12 protein-coding genes are annotated in these 14,908 nt (G+C 40.2%); 2 read left to right on the top strand and 10 right to left on the bottom strand.

Annotation, left to right across the window (positions count from 1 at the left end; translation table 11 throughout):
* Position 1 precedes the first annotated feature (1 nt).
* From pdhA to porV, 3 genes are all read right to left on the bottom strand, one after another.
* Complete coding sequence (pdhA, locus tag ACW6NC_RS14470; protein WP_457867087.1) at positions 2–1,003, bottom strand: pyruvate dehydrogenase (acetyl-transferring) E1 component subunit alpha; 1,002 nt, start codon at positions 1,001–1,003, stop codon at positions 2–4.
* Positions 1,004–1,112: 109 nt separating this feature from the next.
* The gene (gene cdd, locus ACW6NC_RS14465) at positions 1,113–1,595 is read right to left on the bottom strand and encodes a cytidine deaminase (protein WP_457867085.1); all 483 of its coding nucleotides are present in this window, start codon (positions 1,593–1,595) and stop codon (positions 1,113–1,115) included.
* 119 nt (positions 1,596–1,714) lie between these two features.
* Positions 1,715–2,869: a type IX secretion system outer membrane channel protein PorV gene (porV, locus tag ACW6NC_RS14460; protein WP_457867083.1), complete on the bottom strand. Its 1,155-nt coding sequence runs from the start codon at positions 2,867–2,869 to the stop codon at positions 1,715–1,717.
* 419 nt (positions 2,870–3,288) lie between these two features.
* Between porV and gldJ the strand changes: the two genes are divergently transcribed.
* Positions 3,289–4,983, top strand: a complete 1,695-nt coding sequence (gene gldJ / locus ACW6NC_RS14455; RefSeq protein ID WP_457867081.1) for a gliding motility lipoprotein GldJ — start codon at positions 3,289–3,291, stop codon at positions 4,981–4,983.
* Positions 4,984–5,050: 67 nt separating this feature from the next.
* Positions 5,051–6,337 (top strand): UDP-N-acetylmuramoyl-tripeptide--D-alanyl-D-alanine ligase, encoded by a 1,287-nt coding sequence (locus tag ACW6NC_RS14450; protein WP_457867079.1) that lies wholly within the window; start codon positions 5,051–5,053, stop codon positions 6,335–6,337.
* Between the two features lie 101 nt (positions 6,338–6,438).
* On the opposite strand, the gene ACW6NC_RS14445 is transcribed toward ACW6NC_RS14450, so the two are convergent.
* From ACW6NC_RS14445 to ACW6NC_RS14415, 7 genes are all read right to left on the bottom strand, one after another.
* A complete protein-coding gene (locus ACW6NC_RS14445; RefSeq protein ID WP_457867077.1) occupies positions 6,439–9,351 on the bottom strand; it encodes a heavy metal translocating P-type ATPase in 2,913 nt (970 codons plus the stop codon).
* 56 nt (positions 9,352–9,407) lie between these two features.
* Complete coding sequence (locus ACW6NC_RS14440) at positions 9,408–9,728, bottom strand: four-helix bundle copper-binding protein (protein WP_457867076.1); 321 nt, start codon at positions 9,726–9,728, stop codon at positions 9,408–9,410.
* Positions 9,729–9,933: 205 nt separating this feature from the next.
* Entirely contained in the window at positions 9,934–10,428 is a 495-nt protein-coding gene (locus ACW6NC_RS14435) for a helix-turn-helix domain-containing protein (RefSeq protein ID WP_457867075.1), read from the bottom strand.
* A gap of 129 nt (positions 10,429–10,557) precedes the next feature.
* Positions 10,558–11,145 (bottom strand): DUF3347 domain-containing protein, encoded by a 588-nt coding sequence (locus ACW6NC_RS14430; RefSeq protein ID WP_457867074.1) that lies wholly within the window; start codon positions 11,143–11,145, stop codon positions 10,558–10,560.
* 39 nt (positions 11,146–11,184) lie between these two features.
* The gene (locus tag ACW6NC_RS14425; protein ID WP_457867072.1) at positions 11,185–11,892 is read right to left on the bottom strand and encodes a PepSY domain-containing protein; all 708 of its coding nucleotides are present in this window, start codon (positions 11,890–11,892) and stop codon (positions 11,185–11,187) included.
* A gap of 54 nt (positions 11,893–11,946) precedes the next feature.
* Positions 11,947–13,665: an efflux RND transporter periplasmic adaptor subunit gene (locus ACW6NC_RS14420; protein WP_457867070.1), complete on the bottom strand. Its 1,719-nt coding sequence runs from the start codon at positions 13,663–13,665 to the stop codon at positions 11,947–11,949.
* On the bottom strand, positions 13,652–14,908 hold the full coding sequence (locus ACW6NC_RS14415; RefSeq protein WP_457867068.1) for a TolC family protein: 1,257 nt from the start codon (positions 14,906–14,908) through the stop codon (positions 13,652–13,654). Before ACW6NC_RS14415 ends, ACW6NC_RS14420 begins: the two co-directional genes overlap by 14 nt.

Here is a 14,908-nt window from a genome sequence, read left to right as displayed (position 1 = left end):
TTTATTCGGGTTTATGTGATAAAAACGGATAGTCTTTCTGCTCGTATACAACGTCATACATTACATCTTTCTCAGGCCAATCAGACTCTTCAGCGAATTTTTCGCATTCTGACACTTTATCCTTAACGCGCTTATTGATAGCTTTTATTTCGTCCTCGGAAGCATATTTCTTTTCCTTAATCACATCCAATACCTGGGTGATAGGATCTATTTTTTGATATTCTGCTACTTCTTCCTTTGTACGATATTTTTGAGCATCACTCATGGAGTGACCCCGATAACGGTAGGTTTTCAATTCCAGGAAGGTTGGGCCATCCCCTTTTCGCGCTCTTTTAATCGCTTCATCAAGGGCTTCAGCCACCTTAATTGGATTCATGGCATCGACAGGACCACAAGGCATCTCGTAAGCATTACCAAGTCTCCAAATATCCAAACTCTTTGAAGTTCTGGCAACTGAGGTCCCCATTGCGTAACCGTTATTCTCCACACAAAAGACGACCGGAAGATTCCATTTTACGGCCATATTAAGCGTCTCATGAAGTGAGCCCTGGCGAGCTGCACCATCTCCTAAAAAGGTCAGGGTAACAGCTTTTCGTTTAAAATATTTATCGGCAAAAGCCAATCCAGCACCAAGAGGAATTTGTCCCCCAACAATCCCGTGACCTCCATAAAATCGATGTTCTTTTGAGAAAATGTGCATGGAACCTCCAAGTCCTTGAGATGTACCTGTACCTTTCCCATACAGTTCAGCCATAACTTTTTTTGGATCTACACCCATTCCAATAGGCTGCACATGGTTACGATAGGCAGTAATCATCTTATCCTTCTCCAAGTCCATCACATGCAGGGCTCCGGCCAAAATAGCTTCCTGCCCATTATAAAGATGTAAAAAACCTCTTACTTTCTGCTGAATATATACTTGCGCAAGCTTGTCTTCAAATTTGCGCCAAAACAGCATATCCTCGTACCACTTTAAGTATGTGGCTTTTGTTATTTTTTTCATTTATCTCTATTAATTTTAGGCCAGACAGATAGGGTTTGTCAAGCGGGTAACAAAAATACTATTTTCAATAAGAATGGAAAACAGTTTTAACCCAAAAATCACGAAAACGTTATAAGTAGGAATTATCGAATAGAAGCGGAAGCAAATCTTTTATGGATTTAGCCTTTACTATAGCTCCAGACTCGCCCATAAAATAAACTTCGATATTTGACTTCTGTTTGACCTCGTATTCCACAAGAGTCTGCCTACATGCTCCACAGGGAGGCACGGGAGACCTAACAGGTCGTTTTAATGAAGCAGCCGAGATTGCTAAATATTCTATTGTGGCTTCTGGAAATTTAGCTCCAGCATAATACACCGCGGTACGTTCAGCACACAGTCCGGAAGGATAAGAGGCGTTTTCCTGGTTACTTCCGGTTATAATCTCTCCATTATCTAGTATCAGGGCCGCTCCCACTTGAAACTTAGAATATGGTGCATATGCATTATCCCTGGCTTCAAAGGCTTTTTTCATCAACTCACTTATATTATCAGGCAGCTCCTCAAGGGAATCGAACATTTCAAATTCAGCAGATATATTAAAAGACTTCATTTATTTTATTAAGCATTATAAGACACTTCGTATACATACGAAAGTACCATGGAAAGGAGAAAAACCAAAAAGAATCAACCACTAAAGCTCATTGTAAAAATCTTCGAACCGGGTTCTTTTTAATAGGAATATTGTTCCCCGAAATTAAAAGTAAGACCAAACCTTAAAGTACCTTCTAGAGGACTCTGTACTTTAGATGTCGAAAATAAATAGGAAATATCCACATCAATCATCTCATAAGCAAATCCAGCTCCGAAAGAAAGAAACCTGCGGGAACCTTTGGTTTCACTTTCATTAAAATATCCGGCTCTGAAAGCAAAAGCATCACGATAAATATATTCAGCGCCCAAGGCCCAGGTCACTTCTCTTATTTCTTCACCAAAACCGCCTGGCGCGTCTCCAAATGATTTAAAAATCCCAGAAATTGAACCAATATCATTGTATTCAGTATCATCTTCGGCATTTATAGTTCCATCATTATTAAAATCTTGAGGTGTAGGCACTAAAAGTTTATTGAATTCAACATAAGTACCCAGCCGGTTTTCCGTATCAAAAATAAAATCAAACCCCCCTCCTAACTTTAAGTTTGTAGGGATAAAATTCTCCTGCCCTGCATCATCATATTTCATCTTGGGACCTATATTGGAAATATTCACGCCAGCTTTCCATTGTCCATCAAAAGCTGTGTAGGTCACTTGATTACTGCGGAAGTATGCAGCGATATCGACGCCAAAACTATTGGCTGCACCAAGATCAGCTTCATCCTGCAGACCGAGATCAGAATGCAGGTATCTACCAGCAACAGCCATAGAAAAATGATCACTAAGCCTCAATGCATAAGAGAGGTCCAAAGTGAGTTCATTAGGATTTACCAAAAGCGGCTCCTGTTCTCTTGTACCTCTTGTTTCTATTGACCCAAGACTAAAATAACGCAGACTCGCCCCAAAAGCGCTCCTTTCATTGAAACGATTGAAGTAATTTATATTTCCAAGAAAGATATCATTGACGATATCACTTAAATAGGGAGTGTAGGAAACCCCTACTCCGTGCTCAGAATCAGCAAAGGCATATTTGGCAGGGTTCCATTGCTGGGAGAATACATCGGGAGAAGTAGCCACACCCTGGTCACCCATTCCCGCCGCACGAGCGTCAGCCGCTACCATTAAAAACGGTACTGCTGTGGTTATCACCCTGTCTCTTTCCTCATCCTGGCCGATGGCCATAAAACTATTTCCAAGAAAGACCCCAAGCAGTAAGATTGTAATTTTTCTCATCACATTAGTTAATGATTAACAAATATATATTAATATTCTAGTTAAGAAAGTGCCTTTGCGCTAAAATATACATCATAAGCTTATATCTGTTGTAGATAAACTTGGGGAGATCATTGGGCACTGGTAATTAATAATAACTTAAATTACAGATAATTATTGTATTCTTTATAAATACACCATATAAATTTTTATTCTTTCTAAGTAGCTTCGATAAAAAACCATTAATTTTGCGCCACCTTAAGCGAAAACCGGCTGTAATATAAAGCTTATGGCATGGTGTATAAAAAGTGTCAAAGTCTCAACAACATCAGGGACTTATAAGATTTGAAGGTATTCTGATTAAAATAAAATAATCTTGTACATTTATCGTTAATTACTATATTGCAAAGCCTAAATTTCTACCAAAAGAGAGGATTAATATGAGAATCAATGTTGCTTTAAAAGCCTTAATAGCTGTCGCTTTAGCGGGTAGTTTCATAGGCTGTAACAATTCGCGGGATTATAAGAATAATTCCCGGGCTACCGGTTGGGACATCAACTCTAAAGACGGTGGTTTCCAATACAAAACCGATTATAAGGAACAAGAAACCGGTCCCGGCCTCGTCTTTGTTGAAGGTGGAACATTTACCATGGGACGGGTTCAGGATGATGTAATGCATGATTGGAATAACACCCCTACCCAACAGCATGTTCAGTCTTTTTATATGGATGAGACCGAAGTAACCAATATGATGTATATGGAATACCTTGATTGGTTAAAGAATGTTTTTCCTCCCAGCGAAGAAAATTACAGAAACATATATAACGGAGCCTTACCAGATACTTTAGTATGGAGAAATCGACTGGGCTTTAACGAGACCATGGTAAACAATTACCTGCGTCATCCGGCTTATGCCAATTACCCTGTAGTGGGAGTGAGCTGGATCCAGGCCGTCGAATTCAGTAAATGGCGAACAGACAGAGTCAACGAATTAATGTTGGAAGAGGAAGGATATATCAAAGAAGATGCAAGATATACCGATGTAAACGCTGGCTCAACATTTAATACAGAAACCTACCTCAACGCTCCAAGTCAGGTCTACGGCGGTAATACAGAAATTAGCCAGGGAGGCCGGGAATCAGAAAGAATGATAGAGCGCAACGAGAGCAATACAGATGCTGAAGGCAATACTCTTGGAGGACAGACTTTTGTTCAACGAAAAGACGGAATAATCTTACCGGAATATCGCCTACCTACCGAAGCCGAATGGGAATATGCGGCCTTAGGTCTTGTAGGGATCAGGGACTACAATGTTTACCGGGGAAGAAAAAAATACCCCTGGGATGGACAGTATACCCGGTCCGGTGATATTAAAAGTCAGGGTGATCAACTAGCAAACTTCAAACAAGGAGACGGGGACTATGGAGGAATCGCTGGATGGAGTGATGATGGCGCCGATATTACAGCGGAAGTGAAATCATATGAACCAAACGATTTTGGATTATATGATATGGCCGGAAATGTATCTGAATGGGTAGCTGATGTGTACCGACCCATTGTAGACGATGAATTCAATGATTTTAATTACTACAGAGGAAATGTTTACACAAAACATGAAATCAATGAAGATGGAAGTGTGAAAATTGTTACACCCGAAGATGTTCGTTTTGATACCCTTAGTAACGGACAGATCGTAGCCAGAAACCTGCCTGGGGAGATTCTTGAAACACCAGTCACTGAAGAGGACACCTATATGCGCACCAATTATACCGATAGCGACCAGAGAAGCTTCCGTGATGGAGATAAGAGTTCTTCAAGGTATTTCCAACCTTTTCAGGAAATAGATGATCCATCCAAAAGGATGTACAATTCCCCAACCTACGATAATATTACCTTTAACGACAGTACAGGGGCTGCAACCGGAGGCTATGATTCGGAGCGACGTACAACCCTAATCAGTGATGAAGTAAGAGTGTATAAAGGAGGTTCCTGGAGGGACCGGGCCTACTGGTTAGATCCGGCACAACGAAGATTTTTCCCCCAAGATATGGCAACGGATTATATTGGATTTAGAAATGCGATGTCCCGAGTTGGATCAAAATCCAAGGATAAAAATAAAAAAGCTCGGAACTAAAGCTATTTTGTTTAAAATATTCTAAAAAAGCCCAATTTATTTAGGGCTTTTTTTTAGCTTTAATTTTATGAATATAGCCAAACTCCACCAACGCTATCTGGTTTGCAGCGGCGTAAGCACCGACACCCGTAAGATCCTCCCGGGGAGTATCTTTTTTGCCCTAAAGGGCCCAAACTTCAATGGAAACCATTATGCAGCTGAAGCCTTGGAAAAAGGGGCAGCTTGTGTAGTGATAGACCAGAAGGAATTAGCAGTAAAATCGGACAAGTACATCCTTGTTAAGGATACTCTGCAAGCCTTACAAAATCTGGCTACTTTTCATCGAAAATTCCTTGACATTCCGATTTTAGCAATAACCGGAAGCAACGGAAAAACAACCACAAAGGAACTTTTAGAAGCTGTACTTTCTAAAAAGTATAAAACCGTAGCTACGAAGGGCAACCTTAATAATCATATCGGCGTTCCTCTCACCCTCCTAGAAATGGATGAAAACACAGAGATGGGAATAGTTGAAATGGGAGCAAACCATCCAGGAGAAATAGCATTCTTATGCAGGATCAGCAAACCAGATTATGGGTATATCACCAATTTTGGTAAGGCACATCTGGAAGGTTTCGGCAGCCTGGAAGGAGTCATCCAGGCAAAAAGTGAGTTATATAATCATTTGAAAGAAAATAAAAAACTAATTTTCTTACATCTTGATGATGAAAACCAAAGAGCTCAACTACCATACAATCACTATTTTAGTTTTGGTACCGGAAGAACATCCCATGTTCAGGTAGCCTATGGTTCGGGAACTCAAACTGCGAGACTTCACTTTAATCAAACCGATATCACTAGCAAATTAACAGGAATTTACAATGCCTACAATATGGCCGCCGCACTCTGTATAGGCCTTTACTTCAAAGTCTCACAGGATAAGATTAAAGCAGCAATTGAGGAATATACCCCGGAAAATAATCGTTCTCAGATCCTAAAAAAAAATAGCAATACAATTTTTTTGGATGCCTATAACGCCAACCCAACAAGTATGCGAGCTTCCATAGAAAACTTCAGAGAAATGAAGATTCAAGGACAAAAGATCGCAGTTCTAGGAGATATGTTGGAACTGGGAACAACCTCTGAAACAGAACATCAAGATATCGTCAATCTCGTCGAATCCTGCAGCTTCGATGAAGTTTACCTTGTAGGTAATAATTTTAAGAAGACTAAAACTGCAGCTCCCACCATAATTAAATTTGAAACCACCGAAAATCTGAAAAAACATTTCAGCATGACAGAATTCAGGAATTGTAATTTTTTTATAAAAGGTTCCCGCGCAATGGCCCTTGAAAATCTGGTAAGTGTTTTATAAAACTAATTAATTTATTAGAAAAAGGGAGTCCCCCTTTGGGCATTCAAGAACTCCCTCGATACTCAAATAAAAACTTATAAAATAAACATTTCTATATCTGTTCAAATTTTTGCTGTACGCAGCCTTAGGGCATTTGCAATTACTGAAACAGAACTAAAGCTCATAGCTAATGCAGCAATCATTGGTGATAATAAAAGTCCGAAAACCGGGAATAAGACACCAGCAGCAATAGGCACACCAAGAGTATTATAAATAAGAGCAAAAAACAGGTTCTCTTTAATATTACGCATTACTTTTTTACTTAAAGTTTTGGCTTTTTTTACAGATTTCAAATCGCCTTTAACCAAAGTTATTTCTGCACTTTCTATAGCAACATCGGTTCCCGTACCCATTGCAATACCTATATCTGCCTGTGCCAGGGCCGGGGCATCGTTAATTCCATCTCCAGCCATAGCCACTTTTTTACCCTTCTCTTGCAGTTTTTTAATTTGATTTTGTTTGTCCTCTGGAAGCATACCTGCTTTATACCCGGAAAGACCGAGTTCATCAGCAACCGATTTTGCCGTTTTTTCATTATCACCGGTAAACATAAAAACTTCAACACCATCATCCATTAAGGACTTTAAAGCTTCTCGGCTAGTTTTCTTTATAGGGTCGGTAATGGTTAAATACCCTGCAATTTTTCCATCTACAGCCACATAAGAGACAGTTTTACCTTTTTGTTGTTCAGCAATTACTTTTTCTTCTATTTCCGAAGAAATATGTACTCCTTCCGACTGCATTAATTTTTCATTTCCAATAGCTACTTTCTCATTGGAAACCACCCCAGAAACTCCCTTTCCCGTTACGGCATTAAAATCTGAAGCCTCTTTAAAATTCAAGTCATTTTCCCTGGCAAATTCCACAGTTGCTTTAGCCAAAGGGTGCTCGCTCTGGGAATTTATCGATGCGATTAACCTAATTAATTCTTCCTTTTTTACCTCTAAAGTGGGCTCGACCTTCTCCACTTTTGGTTTTCCCTCAGTTATAGTTCCGGTTTTATCGATAATTAAGGTATCGATATCATCCATATGTTCAAGAGCACGAGCATTTTTGATTAAAACTCCATTTTGTGCTCCTTTTCCAACACCAACCATCACCGACATGGGAGTGGCAAGACCCAGGGCACAAGGACAGGCAATGATTAAAACAGCGATTGCATTAACAAGAGCGTATACATAGGAAGGTTCAGGCCCGAAAATCGCCCATACAATAAAAGTGATTACGGAAATTATCACTACTACTGGTACAAAATAACTGGAAATCCTGTCAGCCAGTTTCTGAATGGGAGCTTGAGAGCGACTGGCATCATTTACCATTTTAATTATCTGAGAAAGTAAAGTTTGCTCCCCAACTTTTTCAGCTTTCATAGTAAAACTTCGATTCCCATTAATGGTTCCAGAACTTACCTTATCTCCTTCACTTTTATCTACCGGAATAGGTTCTCCGGTAATCATCGATTCATCAATACTCGAATTCCCTTTTTCAATAATCCCATCTACCGGGATCTTATCCCCAGGCTTAACTCTTAAAATATTTCCAGTATGGATCTCGTTGATGGAAACCTCCTTTTCCTCCCCATTCACCACCTTAATGGCCTTATTAGGAGCCAGTTTCAGCAATTCTTTTATTGCAGAATTAGTCTTGCTGTGAGCCCGCGCTTCGAGTACCTGGCCTAGTAAGACTAAAGTCAGTATCACCGTTGCCGCTTCAAAATAAACGTGCACTGTACCCATTTCGGTCTTAAATTGTTCAGGAAAGAAACCGGGGAAAACCAGGCCAAAAACACTGAACACCCAGGCAATACCCGCTCCAATTCCAATAAGTGTAAACATATTAAGATTCCAGGTCTTAACGGAGCGCCATGCACGCTCGAAAAACATCCAGGTGGCATAAAAAACTACTGGTATTGAAAAGACCAACTGCACCCAATTCCAATATTTCATTTCCATAAGATCATAAAGCGGATTGCCCGGGATCATTTCAGACATCGCTATTATGAAAATAGGTAAAGTAAAGCCAACAGCTATTTTGAATTTTTTCAGAAGTTTTTTATAAGATTTACTTTCTGAAGATTCCGGCTCCATGGGCACTAGTTCCATTCCACATTTAGGGCAGGATCCCGGCTCATTTTCCACAATCTCGGGATGCATTGGGCAAGTATATTGCGTAGAGGCCGGTGTTAGGCGGGCTTCCTCCACAAGGTCCATCCCGCATACCGGGCAGTCTCCGGGCTGATCATAAGTTTTATCTCCTTCGCAGTGCATGGGACAATAATACACCCCGGCACCTCCTCCCTGAGTTTTTTTCTTTTCAGTCTTTACCTCTTCCCCATGCTTATGAATCTGATAAGTTCCAGCATCATCTTTCAGTTCCTTTTGAAACTTCTTTAGCGGGATGTGTTTCTTCATTCTTATTTCCACCTCAGCTTTCTCCAAATCTACCTTAGCATCCTCAACGCCATCCACTTTCTTAAGGATTTCCTCCACATGGGAACGACAACCATTACAGCTCATCCCACTAACGGAAAAATTCTTTGTAACAGGCGCTGGTGGGTAAATTTCATATTTACCCCCATCCTCCTTAAATGCTTGCTGTAACTTCTCAAGAGGAATTTGGCTTTTCATTTTGATCGTAGCTTCCGCCTCTTCCAGGTCGACCTTTGCTTGCTCAACACCCTCTACCTGGTTCAAAATTTCTTCAACATGGGAACGACAGCCATTACACGTCATCCCGCTGACTGCATAGGTGTGAGTCACGGGGCCAGGTTCCTGAATCCCATAATTTCCTGGAATATTTTTAAGAGCCTGTTGGAATTTTTCAATTTGAATATGGTTTTTCATCTCAATTTCAGCCTCTTGGTTTTCGAGATCTACCCAGGCATCCTTAACGCCTTCGACATTCCTAAGCGTTGTTTCCACCTGTGACCTGCAACCAAGACAGGTCATTCCAGTTATTTTATAGCTGTGCTTCATTTTATATTTATACTTAAAAAAACCCCTTTTTATCGGGGTTTGAATTAATTCCGGTTTTATGCCAAATAGGCCCTGCACGCATCCACGCAATGCTGGCAAGCTTTTGCGCATTCCTGGCAGTGATCGTGTTCGTGTTTACTGCATTCATCTGCACAGTCCATACAAACTTCAATGCAATAATTCACCAATGCCTCTACATTTTTGTAATTAGTGACTAGTACCTGGTTCAGGGTTGAACAGACCTCGGCACACACCTTATCAATTCTAATGCAGGTCGTCATGGCTTTAACATCCTCTTCATCCAAACAGGCATCGGCACAATAATTACAATGATTTATACAATTTCCCAATGCATGAATCAACTTCTCATTTCTCATAACTTTCATTTTTATTGGTTTACATCAAAGATAACCACCCAAAACCGAAAAGGGTTTTAAAATTATGGTAAGAAGTTATAAGAAAATCGAAAATAAATCTGTCTCCTAAAGTGTATCCATCTGAAAATCAAAGTGGCTGACACGACAGCAAGCAGTAGATTAAAATATGATGTTTTCAGAAATTACAAAACCCCAGATTCTGAAGTTAAATACTATCCAGGGTATCTCGGGAAGTAAATTCCTGTTTATATTCCGAGGGTTTTAATCCAGTCTCTTTTTTAAAAAAAGTAGATAGGTAAGCTGCGCTACTGTATCCCATTTCATCAGCAATTGCAGTCATACTCAGTTCATCATATTCAAGAAATTCCTTGATCCTTTCAATTTTAATCTTATTCAGAAAGCTCTGAATACTTTGATTCTCTGCTTTTGAAAAAATTCCGGTTAAATGACTGTAATCGTAATGAAGTCTTTGGCTTAATATTTCTGAAAGTTTCTTGTTTTCGAAATCATGCCGATGGTAAACCATTTCAATAATTACAGCCTTAATTTCGTTAACGATTTTTTCACTACGCTCTAAGACCAGCTCAAAACCGGTGCTATTCAGTTCTCTTTCAAGGTTTCTCAATTGTTCAATGGAAATTTCCTCTTGCAACTCAATCCTGCCAAGGCTTACATTTTTATATGATAAATTTTGGGCCACCAGTATATTTTTCACACTGGTGAGGCAGCGGTCACAGACCATATTTTTAATATGCAGGATTTTATAAGTCAAATTTCCAAAAGATTAAAGAAAACCTTCAGGGCCTTCCCACCCTGAAGGTTAATCAAATTATTTAATGGTAGCATCAACCCTACCGCATTTCAACATTTTTTCACCATAATAAGGGTTGAAGATGTCTTTGGAGTTAGAAAACCAGTAATCACCTTTTCCCTCAAAGGCCATTGGACAGTATTGTTTGTAAATTTCACCTGAAGCAAGGGCTCCTTCAAGTTGTTTTTCCATAGCTGCTGTAAGATCAGAAAAAGCCTCTCTTTGTTTATTTATCTCCTCAGAAGATGCGATTTCCTCCGCAGCTGCAATAACCTCTGCTGTGGCTTTAGTCTGGCTTAATTCCTGAGCCTTGTCCTTGGTGGTTTTAGCATCAGTATTAACCAAGGCATCCTTTATTCCCACATATAAGGTATAAACTTTAGCTGTGGTTTCATCCTTGAATTCTGCGTTCATTGCTTCACCGCCATATTGCTTCCCTTCCATACTGCTATGGTCCATTCCTTCCATATCCTCTTCCTGGTGCATTTCGTTTTGCATAGGTTCTGCCGGTTCATCTTTTTTATCCGCTGAATCACGGCATGAATTCATGGTTAGCGCTCCTGCCACCAGGCTAAGCATCATTAGATTTTTTAAATTCTTTTTCATCGTTTCTGTTTTTGTTATTATTTGTATTTAAAATTACTCTTATTTGAATCGTTTCTGAAGTTTTCTAACTGAAGGCGAGGAAATATACCATAGTACAAATCCGCTGATTACCGTAATTAATCCCATTAGAGAAAAAATACGAAGTACAAGATTATTAAAATCATCCCTACCTTCATAATCCATAGTATGTGTCATCCAAAGAAAATCGAACCAACGCCAATCTCGGTGACGGACAGATCGGAAGCTAGCATCCTGCACCGAGATATAAGCCTTAAGATCGGACGGTTCCGTATAGGAGATTACATAAGCCGGCAAAGGGCCACCTCGGTATTCGTGATGTTTACCGGTTTCATTAATCAAATCGATACCAGCTACTTCCAAATCTTCCCTCATGTATTTTTTAGCAATTTTTAAGGCCTCCTCCTTGGTCACCCCCTGCCTTTTTTCGCCTGTTTGAGCATCTATCAGACTTTTCCCATTGACAAGATAGAAAGCTTCTCCTCCAATCTCCTTTAGTTCCAGTGAACTAACCGGGATCTCGGATAACACTTCTCCCGGTCCTGAAAGAGTGGAAAAAGAAAGGTTTTTTACAGTTTCCTTCTTGAAATGATCTCCATGGATTTCATCTAGATCTGTCCAGCTGAAGTACATACCACTAACTGTCCACATAATGAACTGAATTCCTATAAAGAGCCCAAGATATCTATGGGCTTGCCTAAGCTTAAGCGCTGTTTTTCGTTTAACCACTTTTCGGTTTTTAGTTCAACAAACTTATATATTTTTTTACTTAAGTGTAACTATTTATTCTACAGTCCCAGTTACTTCCCCACAACTTAGCATGGCACTACCATAGTAAGGGTTTCTTATCTCTTCTGAAAGACTTAACCAATCAGCTCCTCTATCACTATTAGCCATCGGACAATGTTGTACATATAATGTTTCGTTAAAAGGTTTAAAGCTCTGAGCCATTCTTATCATTACTAAGGAAAGCGCATCAAAATCACCTCTCAGTGCTGAAATATCTTTTGCCGAAGCAAGATCTTCAATGTTATTCTCAAGCTGTATTTTATAGCTTTCCATAGCGCTCCAAACCGAATTATTAAACCTGGACATATCCAACTGACCTAGGCTATTCTCAAGTGCTTCAACTTCTTTTTTAGCGCTTTTAAAATTGTCATCTACCAAAGCATTCTTCAGACTTAAATAATTATCAAAAACAGGTTGAAGTGCTGCCTTTTCTTCCTCAGATAGTGCTATTTCTAAAATATTCTCCGGGGAATCTTCATTTTCCGGAGGGTTCATCATACTGGGTTTACCGGCCAATTGCACAGCAGCATCAACGGTAAAAGTGCCATTAACCACAATCTGATCACCCGTCTCCAATCCCTGTTCCACTACATAGGCATCACCCAGGGATGGCCCAAGGGTTATTTCCCTGATTCTGAACCCTGCGCCATTAGAGACTTCTTCCTTCAAATACACTAAACTACGTTTCCCGGTCCATAAGACTGCAGACTTAGGAATAATAATTTCCTTGCTCCCAGATTTCCCAATATTATTTTTCACCACCCCTGATGCGAACATCCCTGGCTTCAACCTGCCGTCACTATTATCTACCTCGATTCTGGCAGTGGCAACCCTAGTTTGAGCATCCAAGACTGGATCAACAAAACTTACTTCCCCAGTAAAGGTCTTACCGGGGAGTGACCGTATTGTATACTGCACTTTACTGCCTTCCTCTATCCAGCCCATATTACTTTCGTAAATATCGAATAGTATCCAAACTTTAGAAAGATCTGAGATCTCATAAATGGGCATTCCTCGTTCTACGTAATCACCAAGATCTACCTTTTTCTCAGTTACTATTCCACTTACATCGGCAGTTATAGGGAAGCGCTCCATTGCTTTACCATTAGATAAGATCTGCTGAATCTGACTTTCACTTATCTTCCAGGTTCGCAATTTCTCTTTTGCCGCTTCAAACAAATCAGGTTGATGCTCTCTAATTGAATATGATTGCAGTAATTCCTCTTGGGCCGTTACCAGTTCTGGGCTGTAAACCACGCCAAGTCTCTGGCCTCGATTTACCTTTTCTCCGGTAAAGTTCACTCCTAAAGCTTCAATTCTCCCGGGAACATGAGTCGACTGGGAGTAAGCATTTCTTTCATCAATCACCACTTTCCCATTTAATCTTATTTCACGAGAAATACTGCCTTGCCCCACCTCTATTGTACGTACATTAGCAAGTTTCATAGCATCCTCACTCATCTTGTAAACCCTGGAATCGGTGGAATTTTCCTCACCTTCGAGAGGAATGAGATCCATTCCACATATTGGACAGGCCCCAGGCTCATTTTGCCTAACGGAGGGGTGCATGGAGCAGGTCCAGATAGTTTCCTCTCCGGTATCTGTATGATCATGTTGAGAAGCTTCGTCAGAACTTTCACCGAAAATTGCCCAGCCTAGCAAGACTCCAATAACCAGGATTCCAACTCCTCTAATTATATTATTTGTTTTCATTGTAATTTTCTGTTTTAGTAGCTAAATATTCTAGTTTTGCCTGAGCGATAAACCCGTTTCTTAGTGCAGCCAATTTCTGGGTATTCAACAATAAAATATCCTGATTCATCCCAAGCACCTCTTCAAAATCTTCAGTATTATTACCAAAGCCCGAAACAAGTAAATCATTGGCCTGATTTGAGCTTTTGATCTGCCGGTTATAAAGTTCCAGGAGCTTCTCAGCTTTATTGAGTTCATAGCGGGCTTGTTCGTACATACCTAAGAGTTCGTTCTCTCGAGCTTCCCGATTCTGAAGGGTCGCTGTTTGCATCAATTCAGCCTCTTTTTCCGCGGCTTTATATTTCTTTCTAAAAATTGGTATGCTCACTGAAAACATAGGCATAATGGCATCCTCTCCATTTCGTCGAGGATTAGAATCCGTACGTCTGGAAATAATGGAATAATCCACCCCCAAGCCCAGTTTCGGTAAGCCATCCTTTTGAGCAACTTCAGCCCTGTATTGATAAGCCTCGAATTCCTGGTCATATTTTACCAGTTCAGGATGGAACTTTAAGTCTATCTCTTCAATATTTGAGACTCCCTCAGTATTTAGCACCAATGTGTCCTGAATATTCACAGTTGCTTCGGCCTTACGATTGAGCAAATAATTAAATTGTCTTTTGAGATTTTCCAATGCCTCTTTCTCTAACTCGATCTCAGTTATGGCCTGCTCTCGTTCAATATCTACCCTTACCACATTTACCATCGAGGAACTCCCGCTTCTAAACTTACTAAGGGAAAGCTCCCTGTAAGAATCCAGTATGTTAAGGTTATCTTCTTTTAGTTGAATCGTATTTTCCAACTCATAAAGTTTCGCATAAGCCTTTTTCACCTTATAAAATAGGTCTCCACGTATCGCTAGAAATTCCTGAAACCTAGCCCCTGCCATTAGGTCAGCCGCTCTGGATTTGGCCTTTAGGGTTCCAAACCAAGGGAACATCTGCATGAGGTTAAATCGGGCTTCCTGGGCTCCCAGTCTAGTCTCTATCATTCTTCCAAAAGCACTTACAGTAAGTGTGGGATCGGGAAGTGAAGCGACTTGCGGTGATTCCAATAAAGCAGATTCAAATTTAGTATAAGCCGATTGCACCTCTGGATTGTTTTCGGCCGCTATCTGAAGATAGGTCTCCATTTCCTGTGCCTGAGTCTTATTTCCTAAGAAAAGGACCAGAAATACCCATATTATTTTTACTGACTTTTTCAT

It is taken from the genome of Salegentibacter profundi (assembly GCF_054121475.1).
This window is presented reverse-complemented; position numbering and strand designations above follow the sequence as displayed.